Source organism: Aerococcus sp. L_32 (genome assembly GCF_050689315.1).
The window spans coordinates 1-17,022 of record NZ_JBOEQF010000034.1; the positions used below are offsets into that span (position 1 = coordinate 1).

Consider the following 17,022-nt stretch of genomic DNA (forward strand, 5'->3'; position numbering starts at 1 on the left):
AACACGACAAATCCTGTTGACAAGTGCACCTCGCGTCATCGTTTGCACTTAGATAGTTAAGATAGCCCAATCAGTGTAACCTAAAACAAGAAGCACTCCTCTATCTAGGGAGTACTTCTTGCATTCGTAATTGCTTATTTACCAAATATTCCAGGGATAAGCTTCTGGCAAGGGTGATTCTACAGAAATTGGTGTCTTTTGAACAGGGTGGTGTAAGGTCAGACTATGCGCCCATAAAGCAATTTGTTGGCCTACTTTACTATATTGTTCACCATACTTTTGATCTCCCCAAATGGGCGTCCCCATACCTGCTAGCTGAACACGAATTTGATGGGGACGACCGGTCTGTAATTGTACGCTAACTAGACTGAGTCCGTCTTTAGATGCGATAACACTATAATCTAGGACAGCCTTTTTCCCTTCTTTATGGTGCTCTGAAACAATTGACACTTTATTCTTTTGCCGGTTTTTGTACAGATAATCCACAAGGCTGTTGCTAGCCTGTCCCGGTTTCCCATTGACTACCGCAAGATAGGTCCGTTCCATAGCATTCCGCCGAACCTGGTTAGATAATCTTGACGCTGCTTTTGAAGTTTTGGCGAATACCATTGCTCCACCAACCGGACGGTCTAGTCGATGTACTAACCCTAAATAGACATTGCCCGGTTTTTGATAGCGGTATTTGATATCCTCTTTTAGGTGGGTAAGTAAGTCTTTATCCCCACTTTGGTCGCCTTGAACTGGTATATTTACTGGTTTTTGAACCAATAATAAATGATTATCCTCATATAAAATTGGCACGTCCATTGCCTCTACTCCTTTTCAAACATAGTGGCCCCACCATAGCATATCACGTTAACTTTCTCTAATTTAGATAGTTTTTTATGAATAACAATCGGTAATTTTACACATTAAAAAGTAGTAGAAGCTCATGCTGACGGTGTTTAGAAAGACTCATTACCAGTACATATTTGGTTCTTCAATATCAGTGTTAGATACATCTCTTTATAGTAGCCTTAAAATCATGCCATCTTTATAACATAGCTACAGCAATGTGTTTTGCTTTATAAGAACCCTTGACATTTTATAGCATTCTTTGGCTTTTTGAGTTATTGAATAATCTATGATAATCAATCGATAATAGCTAATCCTTTAAGAATAAATTTCATCCAGTTACCGCTATTATACTTTTCTTCTACGATAAAAATGAAAACGTTTTATATATCTTTCTTTATTTTTCGTCAAATGATATGATAAAGATTGGATTAAAATCATAAATATTATCTAATAAAAATTTCATTTAATGAATATTTTTATTTTTCTATGGTTAGGGAGGAAATTTATATGAAAAAACAATATGCATTTTATGCTGTTACGGCGGCATTAGTTGTAGCCATTTCTTTATTTATCATTATTCCTGTTCCTGCATCGAATGGATTCTTCACATTTGCTGATGTAGGTATCGTCACAGCTTCACTGGTTTTTGGGCCAATAGGCGGCTTGGTAGTCGGTGCTATGAGTGGTGGTTTAATTGACTTACTTTCAGGCTATGCACAGTGGATTATCTTCTCAGCAGTTATCCACGGAGCGCAGGGATATATTGCTGGTTTAGCCAAAGATAAAGGCCGTAAAGAAAAAGTATTATACTTAGTTCTATCCGCAGTTGTGATGATTGTCGGTTATGCGATTGCTAGCTGGATCTTATATGGTACGGCTGCTGCAGCGATTGCTGGCTTGTTCACTAACATTCTACAATCTGGTGTAGGGGTCTTGATCGCTATCCCAATCAGTATCAGGTTAAGACCAGTTATTCAAAGATATTTATAACCTTATTAATCAAATGACCACTAACATAGTTGATGTATTAGTGGTCAATTTAGTTTGTTATTGTGAAGCAGTTAAAGATAGTTTTTCTAAAATTTGATTTAATACTGCCCTCTTCGTCTTGTCGAAGTGTTGCATCTTCATAACATTTTAGAAAGGTTGCTAAACTAAACACAGTTTATTTCTTTATATATTCATCTTAGAGATAATACTCGGAATTCTTCATATCCTAATTGAATAATCCATATCATACGACTGTATTTCTCATATATGTTATGATGAAATTAATCAAAAATAATGGGGGTATTTATAATGAGCCAAGTACTTGTTGAAATTTGTTTACGTGTTAGAGATATTGATGCGACTTTAGACTTCTATACAAATCTATTTGATTTTGAGGTAGCTAGCCGCAGAGAGTTTCCGGAGAATAAATTTGATTTAATCTACTTAAACTCACCAGGTTCAAATGTCCAAATCGAGTTGACTTACAACTATGATGCAGAGCCATATACAATTGGCGACGGTTTTAGTCATTTAGGTGTTACTGTTGATGATTTAGAAGCAATGCATGAAATTTGTAAAGCTTCTGCCTATGAAACTGGCGACTTAAAAGGTCTTTCAGGAGGCACACCTTCATACTTCTTCGTAACTGACCCAGATGGTTACCGTATCGAAGTTAAACGTAAAAAATAATCTTCTTTAGCATTCTAAAAGGCGCTACCTTATTCTTAGGGTAACGCCTTTTTGTTATTCTTTCGGCCCTATTGTAGTACCAGTTTCATGCGCTTCAAGATACGCATAAATGAAGTGTAATAAAGGTTACCCACTCGTGGAAAATAGTATATGTGCTCCCTTTATAGATAGACAAGTTGGGCTTAGCCTAAGTGAATTGTTCATGGTGGGATAGCGGTATTTACGTTACTAGTCACCTTTTGCCTTCAGCACCACCTATTCTCCTTGAACTGCTATTTTTTCTTCATCAACTTAGTAGCTTACCTTTTAAGTTAAAATATTGGCATTTTCTTCAAAAACATCAACTGGTACCAATATTTCCTAGAGAATGCTACCTTAGGGCTGCCTGCATCTCATGAACGTAGTCGTAAATGTGAGACTTGGCATCATTTCCGTGAGCTTCAACTAAACGCACAATCCCGCTACCTACAATGACGCCATCCGCTTTAGCTGCAATCTCTCTCACTTGACTTGGCTGGTTAATCCCGAAACCGACTGCTACTGGAATATCTGAAACTGCACGAATTTCAGCTACCATCGCAGAAATATCCGTCGAGATATTAGACCGCACACCAGTAACACCCATAGACGATACTAGATAGATGAAGCCTTCTGACTTTTTGGCAATTTCCTTAATCCGGTCTTTAGAAGTCGGGGCAATCAAGGTAATAACCTCAATGCCATACTGACTTGCGACAACCTTCACTTCCTCCTGCTCCTCGAATGGTAAATCAGGAATGATAATACCTGAAATCCCAATCTCCTGACACTTGGCAAAGAAATTGTCATAACCGTATACAAAAACCGGGTTTAAATAAGTCATAAAAACTAAAGGTACATGCATTTTAGCTTTTAAATTACCTACCATATCAAAGACGTTATTCAAGCGCACCCCTGCTGATAAGGCCCGCACACTCGCGTTTTCTACGACTGGCCCTTCAGCGATTGGATCTGAAAAAGGAATTCCGATTTCAATTAAGTCAGCCCCTGCTTCTTGGGCAGCTAGGATGTTTTCAGCTGATTGGTCCAGATTGGGATCGCCTGCCATCAAATAGGTGATAAAAGCTTTTTTATCTTGGAATGCTTCAGCTATTTTACTCATAAATCTCTTCTCCTTTATAACGGGCAATGGCTGCCACATCCTTGTCCCCACGTCCTGATAGACAAATCACGATGCTTTGGTCTGGTGACAATGTAGGCGCCAATTTTTGGGCGTAAGCAACAGCGTGGGCAGATTCAATAGCTGGAATAATCCCTTCCATTTTAGATAGGTATTCAAAAGCTGCCACCGCTTCATCATCTGTTACTGGTACGTATTCCGCACGGCCAACTTCATTTAAACGGGCGTGTTCTGGCCCAATCCCTGGGTAGTCAAGACCCGCTGAAATGGAATAAACTGGGGCAATTTGACCATACTCATCTTGGCAGAATAAACTCTTCATGCCGTGGAAAATACCTGTCGTCCCCTTGGCCATAGTCGCTGCATGTTGAGTGGTATGAATCCCTTTTCCAGCCGCCTCACAACCAATTAAACGAACACCTTCGTCTTCAATAAAGTGGTAGAAAGTCCCGATAGCATTAGACCCACCACCCACACAAGCAATGACCGCATCCGGCAATTGCCCGTGATTTTTCTGGAATTCATCTTTAATTTCACGAGAAATCACACTTTGGAAGTCCCGAACCATAGTTGGATATGGATGAGGCCCCATGACAGAACCTAGGACATAATGAGTATCCTCTACCCGGTTACTCCATTCACGCATAGTTTCGTTCACCGCATCCTTCAAGGTTTTTGTTCCCTTAGCCACGCTGTTAACCTTAGCCCCTAACAATTCCATCCGAAAGACATTCAAAGCTTGGCGGTCTGTATCTTCTTGCCCCATAAAAATTTCACATTCCATCTTCAATAAAGCTGCAGCAGTTGCTGTCGCCACCCCGTGCTGACCAGCCCCAGTTTCTGCAATTAAACGGGCTTTCCCCATTTTTTTCGCCAACAAGGCTTGCCCTAGGACGTTATTAATTTTGTGCGACCCGGTATGGTTCAGGTCTTCTCTTTTTAGATAGACCTTAGCCCCGCCTAAATCAGCCGTCATATTCTCTGCATAATACAAACGCGACGGACGACCAGCATAATCATTTAATAAAGTCGTCAACTCCGCCTGAAATGCCTCATCATTCTTATAAAAATTGTAGGCTTCCTCCACCCGTTGCACTTCAGCCATCAAGGTTTCTGGAATATACTGGCCACCAAAGTCGCCAAATCTACCATTAGTCATGTGTTACCTCCCGTATTTTCGCTACGAATTCCTGCATTTTCACTGGATCTTTGACCCCATCTGTTTCAAGTGACGACGACGCGTCTACCGCATAAGGCCGAACCACTTTTAAGGCCTCTTCAATATTTTCAACCCCTAACCCCCCAGCCAGGAAAAAGGGCTTATCTTGGTATGCTGACACCATTTGCCAATCAAATATCTTCCCTGAACCACCGCGGCTAGGACTTACGCTGTCGAATAATAAATAGTCAGCTTGATTTGGATCTACCACCAATTCATCCCCAACCGCAACCGATTTGATAATGTGTTGGTCAACTTGACCCTTCAAATGTGCAATATAAGCCTGGTCTTCTTCGCCGTGTAACTGGACTAAATCAATAGTCCCCGCCTGACAAATCGCCACAATCTCTTCAATTGGGGCATTTACAAAAACGCCCACCGTTTGAATATCCGCCGCTAAATCACGTCTAAAACTTGCCGCTAAGTCAGGCTTCACATACCGCTTGGTTTCTGGCACAAAGATAAAACCCACATAATCTGGTTTAGCCACATTCGCTGCCTCAATATCTTCCGGCCGTCTCAAGCCACAAATTTTCACCTTAACCATTACAAAGCCCCTTTAAGTTCACTTAATTTCGCTTGCTTATCCTCAGCCAGCATCATAGATTCGCCGATTAAAACCGCGTCCACTCGGTTGTCATGCAATAATTTGATATCCGCTGCTGTCTTAATCCCACTCTCAGCCACAAATACCGTGTCATCCGGTGTCAGATTTCTCAAGCGAATCGAATTTTGGAAGTCCACTTCAAAGTTGTGTAAATTCCGGTTGTTGACCCCGATAATCCGGCTGCCTGCTTGAATGGCCATGGCGACTTCATCCGCATCATGGGCTTCCACTAAAACCGACAAGCCCAATTCGTCCGCTAAGGAAATGTATGCAGCCAACTGGTCTAGACTTAAGATTGCACAAATCAATAGTATAGCGTCCGCCCCGATTGCCCGAGCTTGGTAGATTTGGTAAGGGTCGATCACAAAATCTTTCCGCAAAATGGGAATATCCACTGCTTGGCTAATTTCCTGTAAGTATTGGTTGCGCCCTTGGAAATAATCTTCTTCTGTTAAAACCGACAAGGCCGTCGCTCCAGCCGCTTGGTAATCTTTGGCGATGTCCACATAAGGGAATTCTTTAGCAATTAAACCCTTTGATGGCGAGGCTTTTTTCACTTCGCATATAAAGGACATGTCCCCTTCTTTCAAGGCTTGTTCAAAAGCGAAGGGTGGCAAATGACGGTCTGGTAAAGTCACCAATAATTCTTCCAAAGGTGTTTTCAGCTTGTCCTCGGCTACCCTTTTTCCCCGGGCAAGGACGATTTCATCTAAGATGCTCATGCAGTGACCTCCTGACCAACTCGGTTAGTTGCGGCAATAAATTCATCCAATTTGGCTTTAGCCTTACCTGAATCAAGCATTTCTTCAGCTAGACGGACACAGTCTCGTAAAGACAATTCATCTTTACCCATGTACAGGCAGCAAGCCGCGTTCATGACAACGATATTGCGGCGGGCACCTTGTTCACCGTTTAAGATATCTAAAGCGATCTGAGCATTCTCTTCTGGATCACCACCGATTAGCTCGCTCAATTGACCACGTTCAAGGCCGAATTGTTCTGGGGTAATAAAGTAGCTAGTCACCTTACCATCATTGACTTCACAAATAGTTGTGGTATCCGTAATTGTAATTTCGTCCAAGCCGTCATGACCGTGAACCACCATAGCCCGTTTCACATTCAATTGGTTTAATACTTGAGCAAGTGGTTCCACTAATTTCTCGTCGTATACACCCAATAACTGTTTGGTTGCACCCGCTGGATTAGCTAAGGGACCTAAAATATTGAACATGGTACGGGCTCCTAATTGCTTACGGACAGGCGCCACATGTTTCATGGCTGAATGGTAAGTTTGGGCGATCATAAAGCAGAAGTCTGTTTCCTCTAAGATTTGTGCACTTTGGTCCGCCGTTAGGAAAATATTTGCGCCCAAGGCTTCCAATACATCCGCTGACCCACATTTACTCGATACTGACCGGTTACCATGTTTAGCTACAGCAACACCAGCAGCCGCAACGACAAAGGCAGAAATGGTTGAAATGTTGAAGGAGTTTAGCTCATCCCCACCCGTCCCAACAATATCAAGGACGTCCTTTTTCGCGGATAATTTAAGGCCCTTATCACGCATGACTTCAGCTGAAGCAGTAATTTCGTCAATTGTTTCACCCTTCATCCGCAAAGCTGCAAGGTAAGCACCCATTTGACTGTCAGTAGCTTCCCCTTCCATCATCTGGTTCATGACTTGGCCTGCCGTTTCTTTAGATAAATCATTGCCTAAGAATAATTCGTTAATCGCCTTGTTAATCATGTGTGTTACCTCCTATTTTAAGAAAATTCTGAATCATCGTTTCGCCTGAAGGTGTCAGTATCGACTCGGGATGGAACTGGACGCCAAACATTGGGTGTTTACGGTGACGGACAGCCATCACCTCACCCTTGTCCGATTCGGCAATCACTAGTAGCACATCCGGCATACTTTGTCGGTCCGCAATCAGCGAATGGTAGCGGGCTACTGGCACAACTGGCGGTAACCCTCTAAAAATCTCACTCCCACTCGCCACATGAATGGTCGACTGTTTCCCGTGGACAGCCGGTTGGGCATGAACAATATCCGCCCCGTAAGCTAGACACATCGCTTGAAGACCTAGACAAACCCCTAAAATTGGAAAATGGTCAGCTAATTCTTTGGTGACAGCTACTGTGACGCCTGCATCCTCCGGTCGTCCTGGACCAGGAGAGATCACAATATGTGAAGGATTTAAATCAATAATTTCATCGATTGTGACTTGGTCATTTCGCACAACTTGGATGGCTTCATCCGTATTCTTGCCGATCAATTGATAGAGATTGTAGGTAAAGCTGTCGTAGTTATCAATCAGTAAAATCATGGTTACGCCTCCTCGTGGCCTAATGCTGTCATCATGGCTTTAGCCTTGTTCTTCGTTTCTAAGTATTCTTTTTCAGGATCTGAATCTGCCACAATCCCTGCGCCAGATTGGACAAAGACTTGGTCATTCTTCAAGACAGCCATCCGGATGCCGATACACATGTCCATGTTTCCGGCAAAGTCGATATAGCCTAAAGCACCGCCATATGGCCCCCGTTTGGTATCTTCAATTTCATCAATCAATTGGCAGGCCCGAATCTTAGGAGCACCGGATAAAGTACCCGCTGGTAGTGCCGATTTTAAGACATCTAAACAAGTTGCGTCCGGTCTGACTTTTGCCGTTACCTTGGATGAAATATGGCTGACGTGTGAAAACTGCTTGATAGCTCTATATTCACTGACTTCTAGCGTACCGAATTCAGCGACCTTTCCGATATCGTTGCGGGCTAAGTCAACAAGCATGTCATGTTCGGCCAACTCTTTTTCATTTTGCAAGAGGCCTTCAACTAATGCTCTATCTTCCGCATCCGTTGCCCCGCGCGGTACAGTACCGGCTAATGGGAAGGATGAAGCGACACCGTTACGAACAGAGACCAGGGTTTCCGGTGATGCACACGCGATTTCTAAGTCATCGAAATGCATATAGACCATGTAAGGTGACGGGTTAATCGTCCGAAGCAGGCGATAAGTTTGTAGTAATGACCCGGAAAAAGGGGCCTTAAACCGGTTGGATACCACCGCTTGGAAGATGTCACCCTCCACAATATGGTGTTGGATTTTCTCTACGATACGCTCGTAATCATCTTGGCTAAACAAAGCTTCAAAGTCGCCCACCTCTTGGGTCAAGTCCTCCTCGCGAACAGGGTCTGGATGCATAATCATTTGCTCCATGTCCTTCAAGTCTGTAGCCCCTTGGATGTAGTTTTCTTCTAATTTGTCGGTTTCAATATTGACGATTAAGACAAGCTTTTGGCGGAAGTGGTCAAAGGCAATGACCTTATCCATCAACATGAAATGATAGTCCCTGAAATTTTCTGGGTTATTTTTCGTTAACTGTAGAGATGGTTCCGTATATTTGATGCAGTCATAAGACAAATAACCAACCAAACCTCCTGTAAAAGGCGGCAAATAGTCAATACTTGGACTCTTATAACGGTCAAGGATATCGTTCAAGGATGCTAGTGGATCATCTGCTTGGAAGCTTTCTTCATGCTTACCCTCTTGCACGGTTACTTGACCATCTGTTGAGTGGATCGACAAGTTTGGTTTATAGCCAAGAAAAGAATAACGACTCCAGTTATCCTTATTCACCACACTCTCCAGTAGGTAAAAGTGGTCGGATTGTTTGCTGATCGTTCTCAGCACCTCGATTGAGGTTGCTACATCGGAAAAAATTTCTAAAGCAATTGGGATAATCGTATGGTCTTTCCCCAACTGTCTCGCCTCTTCTAAACTTGGTCTAATCATTGTCGTACGCTCCTTTTAATTCATTATTGAAATCATAAAATTACGGCTAGTCATGACGATCGGGGCGAAAACAACAAAAAAGCACCCATCCATGACTTATACAAGTCAAGGACGGGTGCTCTAAAAACATCCGCGGTACCACCTTGAATTTACAGACACTCCGCCTGTACGCTCTGCAGGATACTAACATATCCCTCGCAACTGACGTATGCGTCACGTCGCAGAATAATCAGAAGTTTATCTCCAAATACACTTCCTTTAACTGCGCCCTCCGTGGTCCATTTGATGCACTGCGTTGTGCGAGGCTCTCAGTAATCCCCACTCCCTGTAACTGCACGATACAACGTTATCTCCACTTCATTGGTTTAAAGTTGTTATTCGATTAACTAGAGTATAACGAGACAGGCAAAAAGAAGTCAAGTTTTTTATTAACAAAACATTAAAGAATGGATATTTAAATCATTATATCTTAATTATTCATATCATATGCTCATTGCAATTTCTTTACCCATTTTAGGTATCTCAGAAATAAAATTCATTATTTTATCCTTTGAAAGGTTTCTAAAACTACCTATATTGAGCATCCTTTTCAGTTCTTTTTTATTATTTAAACTTTTGACCATAACTTTTCTCCTTATTATAACTTCACAAGACTTTTCTCGCTCCATACATCAACAAAATCAATAGTCATAAATTTAGCCAAATAATACTACAGCTCGAACTTAGATTTCAGCTATCACTTAACTTAAATATACTATATACCATTTCTTCCAAATCAAGCACCACATTATAAATTAAATGAAGCAACAATAAAAAAGCCAGGTATCCACTAAGGTTGTAGATACCTGGCTTCCTAATTATTTGAAAGTTTTACCTCAATTATAATATTTCCTTTACTCGGCCAACGGTGCCATCTTCTAGCATGACTTTAATACCATGTGGATGGTTTTGAGAGTTTGTCAGGATTTTACCCACAATACCCTCTGTTAATTTTCCAGATCGTTGGTCCTGTTTTTGAACAATTTTTACCTGGCTACCAATTTGAATATTACTTCTTTTATTACCTTCGTTCATGATGGGCTCCTTTTACAGGTCTCGATTTGTTATAGTCGCAACCATTTGTTTAACCTATTTTATCAGAAGATCATCGAAAAAGGCTAATATTAAAAACAATGGAAAGCCAGTCGCTGTACCTTTACTAATATCACCAGTGATAATCCCAACTATCCCAACAACAAACCAACATAATATACCGTAGTATAATTATTCGCGTTCTATTTCCAAAATTAAACCTCTATAGCAGTCCTCTAGCATCCTAGACTTATCTAACTTTTTATAGTTCATTTTTCTCAAATTATTGAAAGTATGATTGTATGCTTTATATTGTAATATGCATAACTTCGAATATTATTTTTGGGATAAAAAAGGCTATAATCTATTCAATTATAGCCTGCATATCATATAAAATTGTTCCTACATCAATCTATCTATTACTAAGTCGTTAAATCGCAGCTAATGCGTTATCTAAGTCAGCTATGATATCATCCACATTTTCAATTCCGATAGATAAACGGATTGTTTCAGGTTTAATGCCACCTTCAGCTAGTTCTTCTTCAGTTAACTGACTATGGGTCATTGAAGCCGGGTGAACCACTAATGATTTAGCATCTCCAACATTCGCTAATAGAGAGAATAATTCTAGATTTTCAATGAATTTGACCCCACCTTCATAGCCACCTTTAACACCAAAGGTAAAGATTGAACCTGCCCCTAGAGGTAAGTATTTTTCTTTCAAGCTATAATATGGGCTACTTTCTAATCCCGCATAATCAACCCATTCTACTTTGTCGTGTTGCGCTAAGAATGTAGCCACTTTCTCTGCATTTTCAACATGACGATCCATACGTACATGTAATGATTCTAAGCCTTGAACTAATAACCAAGCATTGAAAGGTGAAATTGAAGCTCCAGTATCTCGTAATAGCGTCGCACGAATTTTTGTAGTATAAGCTGCTGGGCCAAAGGCATCTGCGAAAACAAGATCATTATAAGTTGGATCTGCTTGACTTAAGCCTGGGAACTTATCATTTTGTTTCCAGTCAAACTGTCCACTTTCTACAATTACCCCACCGATTGACGTACCGTGACCACCAATAAATTTAGTCGCTGAATGGACAACGATATCAGCACCATGTTCAATAGGTCGTGATAGATAAGGTGTTGCAAAAGTATTATCAACGATTAATGGAATACCATGCTTATGTGCTACTTCAGCTAAGGCACTAATATCTTCAATATTTCCAGCCGGATTGCCGATTGTTTCTACAAATACAGCCTTGGTATTGTCTTGAATAGCTTTGTCCACATTCGCTAAATCACTCGTATCTACTATCGTCACATCGATACCGAAGTCCTTGAAAGTATGTTCAAATAAGTTGTGGCTTCCGCCATATAGGTTAGCTGTCGCTACAACGTGGTCTCCTGCTTTAGCTAAAACTTGAATAGCATAAGTAATAGCGGCCATACCCGAAGCGACAGCCAAACCAGCTGAACCGCCTTCTAAAGCAGCCACTCTACCTTCAAAGACGCCCTGAGTAGGATTTGTGATTCGCGTATAAATGTTGCCACCTTCTGCTAAGGCAAAACGATTAGCGCCCTGCGCTACATCATCAAAAACATAAGCTGTTGTTTGGTGTAAAGGAACAGCGCGTGACCCTGTTTCATCAATCGTTTGGGCAGCGTGAATGGCTTGTGTCTCAATTTTATAGTCTTTGGTCATAATAATTTCCCCCGATTTTGTAATTTTTTTCATAAAAAAAGCTTCCATCCCTTGCTTATGCAAAGGATGAAAGCTACTTCATGGTACCACCTTAATTTATTATATTATCGCTAATATAAACTCACAGAGTACGTTAAAAAATCATTGTACTCTTTCCCTGTAACGGGGGGCTCCCGAATAATCCTCACCTATCTTAGGCTTAAACTATTATGCTCCAAGACCATTTTCTTCTAATCTCCTTGACCTACTTCCACCACACATAGGCTCTCTAAGCAAGTGTCATAAAATACTTATCCCATCATCGCGTACTACATATATTGTTTAATACATATTAATGGCATTTTGATGATAAGTCAACTGCTTATTTTTAATTTTTACTTCATTTTAAACCTTTTGCTAAGCTTAATTCACTATATTAATAAAATTTAGCGGATAACTTTTTAAAAATTAGTTTTATACCTTCATCAACTTAATTCTGCTTACAGGTAAACTCTCCGCAACTTTTACTTACGCATTAAATTACTGCTGATACTTTTTCTAAACCTGTTATGCTTATACTAACACCTTCGATTCCAAAGGATAAACGGGTTGTTTCAGGCTTTATGAGAAACCTATCATCATAAATACCACCTACAAGTATTATCGACTTAGCTTATTTTTATAAAAATCGTTGGAGTATTTGCTTGGTTTCTTCATCGTTTGATTCAGATTGATTGGCACTTTGAGAGACGGAATAGATGATATCCGCTAGATTGATTTGTTGCATCTCCGCTTCAACGCTACGTTGCAATTGATCATATTTTTCCGCTAAAACACCCTGGATATTACCACCTACGATACAGGCAGGTGCTGTTTTCTCATCTACCCGGAATATTTGCTGCTCTTCGTCGATAGCTTGATAAATATCATAAAACGAAATATTTTCGGGATCTCTACTTAATTTTGGATTGGCCTTTCCTGATTGGCTAGTAATTAGGTCGGCCTTTTTTAGGCTACTCATAATGCGTCTAACAGAAACGGGATTAGCATTCACACTTTTGGCAATCACTTCACTTGATAAGTCTGTACCTTGAAGCATCTCGATATAAACTAAAATATGAATAGCATCACTAAACTTTACTGAATGTTTCATCTGAATATCCCACCTCTTTTCTCTTGACTTATTATAGCACATTCACTATTATTAACCTGTAACTTTAATTATTACAGGTAGAAAAAAGGAGTGTTTATTCATGAAATATTTAGTAACTGGCGCAACAGGTGCCTTTGGTGGGCTCGCATTAGACAAATTAAATACATTAGTTCCCGTATCAGATATCCACATCTTAGCACGTAGTGAAGAAAAAGCTGCGCCACTTGCTGAAGCTGGTTATACAGTTCACATTGGCGATTACTTAGATAAAGCATCTTTAAAATCTGCCTTCACAGGTATTGACCGCTTATTACTGGTTTCATCAGCACCTGGCACTCGTCAAGAAGAACATCAAAATGCGATTGATGCAGCCAAAGAAGCTGGCGTTAGCTTTATCACCTATACAAGCTTCGCCCGTGCAGACCAATCTTCTGCTGATCTAGCAACTGACCACCGTTATACCGAAAAAGCCATCAAAGCATCCGGCATCCCTTTTACAATTTTAAGAAATAACTGGTACTTGGAAAATGAACTACCGCTAGTAGGTGCAGCTTTAAACAGTGGCAAACTATTATACACCGCTGAAAATGGTAAAGCTGGTTGGGCATTACGTCGCGAATATGCTGAAGCAGCTGCGATCGTTTTAGCTGGCGAAAAAACATTCCCTGAAATCTTAGAACTATCTGGTAAACCAGTAGACTACGCGACTTTAACTAAAGCACTAGCAGAAGCAATAGGTAAAGAAATTGCCCCTCTCGAAACTAACGACGAAGCATTCGTCAAAAATCTAACTGACAATCAATTACCAGAACCAGTAGCAGGCTTCTTCCTAGCGATTCAAGGAGACATCAAAAATGGTGTATTAGATGTACAATCAGACGACTTTGAAAAAGTATTAGGCAAGCCATTAACACCGCTTGTGGATGCCTTTAAAGAATTATTTCAATAATTCATATCATTCAATAAACCCTTCTTCATAAAAAACAAAAGACCCTACTAGCTAGCCTTAGCGGCAACTAGTAGGGTCTCTTTTTTACTACCGTATTGCTTTATAGTCCACATCTGTATAGGAAAAATTAGTAATCAAATTGACTAATTGATCATAAGTTTCAAGGCTTATTGCCTCCTTAAATCCATCATAATCATTGACGTGGACTTTTCCTATACAACACACGCAAACTCTAGCAATATGTGCCCCAGAACATGGCTCATCACGGCAGATCACAGCAATATGATCATGCTCCTTAGGATCCCCTGTCTTACTTTTGCGAAAACGAAAATACGGCATAAAACCTAGGGCGCCAATCCCACCTACAAATTCACTAAAATTTACGCACTCATCATTAAACATTCGACACACTCCTAGTTATTTTATTCAATAAAAAAAGCACAACGCGACTCGTCGTGCCAATAACTTGGTTAGACTCATCTATCTCTTTCGAGTTGGAATTAGCACCTTGCCAAAGGTAGGTTGCTGAAGCTTCATAGGACCAAATCCCTCCACTTGCTCTGAATAAGTTGTGTTCTTTAATTGTATTCGTATTATACCAAATGTATTGATAGATTTCAAATCGTGATGAAATTCGACAATTAGATTAAGATAAGCAAACTTTTATTCGGCTTATTTATCCATTCAATTATGAAGTAAAAATGATAATACTTTTACGCGACGCTAGTTCGACGTTTCAAAACTATCATCATCCATTTGACGTATGATTATCCTAGCTATCTTCAACATGATAAAACCTCCTAAAGCAAGACTGTAATCTGGCTTTAAGAGGCATCTACAAACTATACTAGTAGCTAGTATAATCATTATTTATTTAAAAACATATGAAGATTTTGCATATAAAACCCTATTAAAATACAGTATGTGTTGCTGCACTAAAATTCCCTGCATATGTATACTATATCCATTAAGCACATTCTGTGACCCACTCTATAGGCTACTATAGTCTATATTGTAAGTATCCCATTGTGACAAGTCGCCTGCTTCTAACCCTTTCTTAAACCAGTTTTGCCGTTGCTCAGCAGTACCGTGCGTAAAAGAGTCGGGCATCGTATGGCCATAAGCTTTTTCTTGCAAGACATCATCACCAATGTGATAAGCTGCATTTAATCCTTCTTCAAGGTCCCCTGCTTCCATCCAATCATTCTCAACGACGTTATGTGCCCATACACCAGCAAGATAGTCAGCTTGTAATTCCATCCGTACAGTCCATTGATTTTGTTCAGTTTGACCAACTTCAGACTGAATTTGTCGAACCTGATCGGAAAGGCCAAGTTGCTGTTGAACATGGTGCCCTACTTCATGGGCGATCACATAGGCCATAGCAAAATCACCACCGCCTCCATAATTTTTAACAAGTTGATTATAGAAATCTAAGTCGATATAAATAGTTTCATCCGTTGGGCAATAGAAAGGTCCAACTTCAGATGTGTTATACCCACAAGATGAATTCACAGCATCCTCAAAGATGACCAAATCTGGATCCTTATAAGTATATCCAGCTTCAGAAAATGCTTGTGTCCAGTACTCTTCGGTATCATAAAGGATAACGGAAACAAATTCAGCCAACTCATCTTCAGTAACTGTTTCACTATCTGTGGATCCAGTCTCTGGTAAACTGACCTGACTATTAGGATTGGCTTGAATTTGCGTATTCGATTCCATCTGTCCTGGTAATTGTACATCTACCTGACTGGTTTGATCGTTTGTTTGATTATTACTTGAACTAGATTGGTTGCCACCTAATAAAGATGTCCCACCAAATACAAAGAATATAATCAGCATTAAGATAATCGAACCGCAACCTAAGCTTCTGCCTCCAGTTGAAGTCCCGCGACCACCTGGAAGCTGAATAGGTATTCTACCCCCGGATCGCCCTTGCCCCAAACCACCTAATCCACCACTTCCGGTGTTTCGACCACGCAAGTCTTTTACATTACCACTACGTTTGCGCCCTTGCCATTTCATGGAAATACCCCCTGACAGTTTTCTTCATTATATCATATGTGTTATATTCCATAAACAAATGTAATGTAAACGTTCCTCACAATTAAACATAAAATAATCGTCAAAACTAGTGTCACCCGTAAAAATACTGAAGCATCTTTTATTGAACTATTACGGAGAAAACAGTCAATAAAGCAGTAAAGGCGTTGAATGTCTCATACACATTCAACGCCTTTATCATTTTCATTAATAGCCTTATATTATCAAGGTTTTAATCAACCATCTTTGTCATCAACACAATAGCCTCCACGTGTATCGTGATTAAGCTATTGATTGATTAAAGAGTGGCGACAGTGTGGTGTTAATATGCTATTTTATTGCCTCAATAATACTACTTTCTGAAAAGCGCACTCTACTGATTTCTTTTAATAGTTCATTAATGTAAGCTTTATTTCTTATTATTTTAGCATTTACATCAATTGTCTCATCAAGTTTATTAAACACGCTAAGTAAATTAAATAAATTTCTATTAGCATTAATATTATATTTAATAATTGTTTCTCTTTCGTTCTCCACTGTGATTCTATGACTGTGAGGCCAACGTATTATGCGCTGAAAAAAAGATTAAGATCATGATGAAACCAAGCAAGAAGATTTATACTGTGATTAAAATAAAGATTTTTAATGAACTTTTTTGCTTTTATTGAGAGTTTATATTTAGATACAGCAGAGTGGTATTAAGTAACTCCTCGATAACCCCCCCTCGGAAGAAGAGCTTCAAGACGGCCTAGGACAAAATAAAAAAAGTCAGTAGAATAAACCCACTGACTTTTGAAACCCTTGTTTTTAATGGTTAACGA

18 protein-coding genes, 1 riboswitch and 1 other annotated feature are annotated in these 17,022 nt (G+C 40.1%); of the genes, 3 read left to right on the top strand and 15 right to left on the bottom strand.

Translation table 11 applies throughout. From position 1 onward, the window contains the following. Positions 1 to 138: 138 nt before the first annotated feature. Positions 139 to 807, bottom strand: coding sequence for an RluA family pseudouridine synthase (locus ACRCJ0_RS03965; RefSeq protein ID WP_431389560.1), 669 nt, complete (start codon positions 805 to 807; stop codon positions 139 to 141). Between the two features lie 537 nt (positions 808 to 1,344). Here ACRCJ0_RS03965 and ACRCJ0_RS03970 point away from each other — a divergent pair. Both ACRCJ0_RS03970 and gloA read left to right on the top strand, forming a co-directional pair. Further along, positions 1,345 to 1,827, top strand: coding sequence for an ECF transporter S component (locus ACRCJ0_RS03970; RefSeq protein WP_431389561.1), 483 nt, complete (start codon positions 1,345 to 1,347; stop codon positions 1,825 to 1,827). A gap of 309 nt (positions 1,828 to 2,136) precedes the next feature. Continuing rightward, positions 2,137 to 2,517, top strand: coding sequence for a lactoylglutathione lyase (gene gloA, locus ACRCJ0_RS03975; RefSeq protein WP_059133850.1), 381 nt, complete (start codon positions 2,137 to 2,139; stop codon positions 2,515 to 2,517). A gap of 370 nt (positions 2,518 to 2,887) precedes the next feature. On the opposite strand, the gene trpA is transcribed toward gloA, so the two are convergent. The 11 genes from trpA to ACRCJ0_RS04030 all read right to left on the bottom strand — a co-directional run bounded on the left by trpA (position 2,888) and on the right by ACRCJ0_RS04030 (position 13,206). Beyond that, positions 2,888 to 3,658, bottom strand: a complete 771-nt coding sequence (gene trpA / locus ACRCJ0_RS03980) for a tryptophan synthase subunit alpha (RefSeq protein WP_431389562.1) — start codon at positions 3,656 to 3,658, stop codon at positions 2,888 to 2,890. After that, on the bottom strand, positions 3,651 to 4,835 hold the full coding sequence (trpB, locus tag ACRCJ0_RS03985) for a tryptophan synthase subunit beta (protein WP_431389563.1): 1,185 nt from the start codon (positions 4,833 to 4,835) through the stop codon (positions 3,651 to 3,653). Before trpB ends, trpA begins: the two co-directional genes overlap by 8 nt. Beyond that, positions 4,828 to 5,442 carry a phosphoribosylanthranilate isomerase gene (locus ACRCJ0_RS03990; protein ID WP_431389564.1) on the bottom strand — a complete coding sequence of 205 codons (615 nt, stop codon included), beginning with the start codon at positions 5,440 to 5,442 and terminating at the stop codon, positions 4,828 to 4,830. Before ACRCJ0_RS03990 ends, trpB begins: the two co-directional genes overlap by 8 nt. Next, the gene (gene trpC / locus ACRCJ0_RS03995) at positions 5,442 to 6,224 is read right to left on the bottom strand and encodes an indole-3-glycerol phosphate synthase TrpC (protein WP_431389565.1); all 783 of its coding nucleotides are present in this window, start codon (positions 6,222 to 6,224) and stop codon (positions 5,442 to 5,444) included. The genes ACRCJ0_RS03990 and trpC overlap by 1 nt, the downstream gene beginning before the upstream one ends. Then, the gene (gene trpD, locus ACRCJ0_RS04000; RefSeq protein WP_371430677.1) at positions 6,221 to 7,249 is read right to left on the bottom strand and encodes an anthranilate phosphoribosyltransferase; all 1,029 of its coding nucleotides are present in this window, start codon (positions 7,247 to 7,249) and stop codon (positions 6,221 to 6,223) included. Before trpD ends, trpC begins: the two co-directional genes overlap by 4 nt. Next, positions 7,242 to 7,829 (bottom strand): anthranilate synthase component II, encoded by a 588-nt coding sequence (locus ACRCJ0_RS04005; RefSeq protein WP_431389566.1) that lies wholly within the window; start codon positions 7,827 to 7,829, stop codon positions 7,242 to 7,244. Before ACRCJ0_RS04005 ends, trpD begins: the two co-directional genes overlap by 8 nt. 2 nt (positions 7,830 to 7,831) lie before the next feature. Further along, on the bottom strand, positions 7,832 to 9,295 hold the full coding sequence (locus ACRCJ0_RS04010; protein ID WP_431389567.1) for an anthranilate synthase component I family protein: 1,464 nt from the start codon (positions 9,293 to 9,295) through the stop codon (positions 7,832 to 7,834). A 482-nt stretch (positions 9,296 to 9,777) separates the two neighbouring features. Continuing rightward, a complete protein-coding gene (locus ACRCJ0_RS04015; RefSeq protein ID WP_431389568.1) occupies positions 9,778 to 9,918 on the bottom strand; it encodes a hypothetical protein in 141 nt (46 codons plus the stop codon). Positions 9,919 to 10,174: 256 nt separating this feature from the next. Next, positions 10,175 to 10,369, bottom strand: a complete 195-nt coding sequence (locus ACRCJ0_RS04020) for a YwbE family protein (protein WP_059133858.1) — start codon at positions 10,367 to 10,369, stop codon at positions 10,175 to 10,177. A gap of 427 nt (positions 10,370 to 10,796) precedes the next feature. Next, positions 10,797 to 12,107 (bottom strand): O-acetylhomoserine aminocarboxypropyltransferase/cysteine synthase family protein, encoded by a 1,311-nt coding sequence (locus ACRCJ0_RS04025; protein WP_431389569.1) that lies wholly within the window; start codon positions 12,105 to 12,107, stop codon positions 10,797 to 10,799. 26 nt (positions 12,108 to 12,133) lie between these two features. Beyond that, positions 12,134 to 12,385: a binding site (T-box leader), on the bottom strand. A gap of 347 nt (positions 12,386 to 12,732) precedes the next feature. Then, positions 12,733 to 13,206, bottom strand: a complete 474-nt coding sequence (locus ACRCJ0_RS04030) for an Rrf2 family transcriptional regulator (protein WP_431389570.1) — start codon at positions 13,204 to 13,206, stop codon at positions 12,733 to 12,735. A 100-nt stretch (positions 13,207 to 13,306) separates the two neighbouring features. Between ACRCJ0_RS04030 and ACRCJ0_RS04035 the strand changes: the two genes are divergently transcribed. Then, the gene (locus tag ACRCJ0_RS04035) at positions 13,307 to 14,155 is read left to right on the top strand and encodes an SDR family oxidoreductase (RefSeq protein WP_431389571.1); all 849 of its coding nucleotides are present in this window, start codon (positions 13,307 to 13,309) and stop codon (positions 14,153 to 14,155) included. 87 nt (positions 14,156 to 14,242) lie between these two features. Here ACRCJ0_RS04035 and ACRCJ0_RS04040 read toward each other — a convergent pair whose 3' ends face one another. The 3 genes from ACRCJ0_RS04040 to ACRCJ0_RS04050 all read right to left on the bottom strand — a co-directional run bounded on the left by ACRCJ0_RS04040 (position 14,243) and on the right by ACRCJ0_RS04050 (position 16,738). Continuing rightward, on the bottom strand, positions 14,243 to 14,557 hold the full coding sequence (locus tag ACRCJ0_RS04040) for a hypothetical protein (protein WP_059348443.1): 315 nt from the start codon (positions 14,555 to 14,557) through the stop codon (positions 14,243 to 14,245). A gap of 71 nt (positions 14,558 to 14,628) precedes the next feature. Further along, positions 14,629 to 14,726, bottom strand: a riboswitch (SAM riboswitch). Between the two features lie 419 nt (positions 14,727 to 15,145). Next, positions 15,146 to 16,183, bottom strand: a complete 1,038-nt coding sequence (ypfJ, locus tag ACRCJ0_RS04045) for a KPN_02809 family neutral zinc metallopeptidase (RefSeq protein ID WP_431389573.1) — start codon at positions 16,181 to 16,183, stop codon at positions 15,146 to 15,148. A gap of 348 nt (positions 16,184 to 16,531) precedes the next feature. Continuing rightward, positions 16,532 to 16,738, bottom strand: a complete 207-nt coding sequence (locus ACRCJ0_RS04050; RefSeq protein ID WP_431389574.1) for a hypothetical protein — start codon at positions 16,736 to 16,738, stop codon at positions 16,532 to 16,534. Positions 16,739 to 17,022: the final 284 nt, after the last annotated feature.

Coding starts and splice junctions, on each gene's coding strand:
- ACRCJ0_RS03970 (WP_431389561.1), top strand. CDS start 1,345: ATGAAAAAACAATATGCATTTTATGCTGTTACGGCGGCATTAGTTGTA.
- ACRCJ0_RS04010 (WP_431389567.1), bottom strand. CDS start 9,295: ATGATTAGACCAAGTTTAGAAGAGGCGAGACAGTTGGGGAAAGACCAT.
- trpB (WP_431389563.1), bottom strand. CDS start 4,835: ATGACTAATGGTAGATTTGGCGACTTTGGTGGCCAGTATATTCCAGAA.
- ACRCJ0_RS03990 (WP_431389564.1), bottom strand. CDS start 5,442: ATGGTTAAGGTGAAAATTTGTGGCTTGAGACGGCCGGAAGATATTGAG.
- ACRCJ0_RS04020 (WP_059133858.1), bottom strand. CDS start 10,369: ATGAACGAAGGTAATAAAAGAAGTAATATTCAAATTGGTAGCCAGGTA.
- ACRCJ0_RS04025 (WP_431389569.1), bottom strand. CDS start 12,107: ATGAAAAAAATTACAAAATCGGGGGAAATTATTATGACCAAAGACTAT.
- ACRCJ0_RS04040 (WP_059348443.1), bottom strand. CDS start 14,557: ATGTTTAATGATGAGTGCGTAAATTTTAGTGAATTTGTAGGTGGGATT.
- trpA (WP_431389562.1), bottom strand. CDS start 3,658: ATGAGTAAAATAGCTGAAGCATTCCAAGATAAAAAAGCTTTTATCACC.
- ACRCJ0_RS04005 (WP_431389566.1), bottom strand. CDS start 7,829: ATGATTTTACTGATTGATAACTACGACAGCTTTACCTACAATCTCTAT.
- ACRCJ0_RS03965 (WP_431389560.1), bottom strand. CDS start 807: ATGGACGTGCCAATTTTATATGAGGATAATCATTTATTATTGGTTCAA.
- ACRCJ0_RS04035 (WP_431389571.1), top strand. CDS start 13,307: ATGAAATATTTAGTAACTGGCGCAACAGGTGCCTTTGGTGGGCTCGCA.
- trpD (WP_371430677.1), bottom strand. CDS start 7,249: ATGATTAACAAGGCGATTAACGAATTATTCTTAGGCAATGATTTATCT.
- ypfJ (WP_431389573.1), bottom strand. CDS start 16,183: ATGAAATGGCAAGGGCGCAAACGTAGTGGTAATGTAAAAGACTTGCGT.
- trpC (WP_431389565.1), bottom strand. CDS start 6,224: ATGAGCATCTTAGATGAAATCGTCCTTGCCCGGGGAAAAAGGGTAGCC.
- gloA (WP_059133850.1), top strand. CDS start 2,137: ATGAGCCAAGTACTTGTTGAAATTTGTTTACGTGTTAGAGATATTGAT.
- ACRCJ0_RS04015 (WP_431389568.1), bottom strand. CDS start 9,918: ATGGTCAAAAGTTTAAATAATAAAAAAGAACTGAAAAGGATGCTCAAT.
- ACRCJ0_RS04030 (WP_431389570.1), bottom strand. CDS start 13,206: ATGAAACATTCAGTAAAGTTTAGTGATGCTATTCATATTTTAGTTTAT.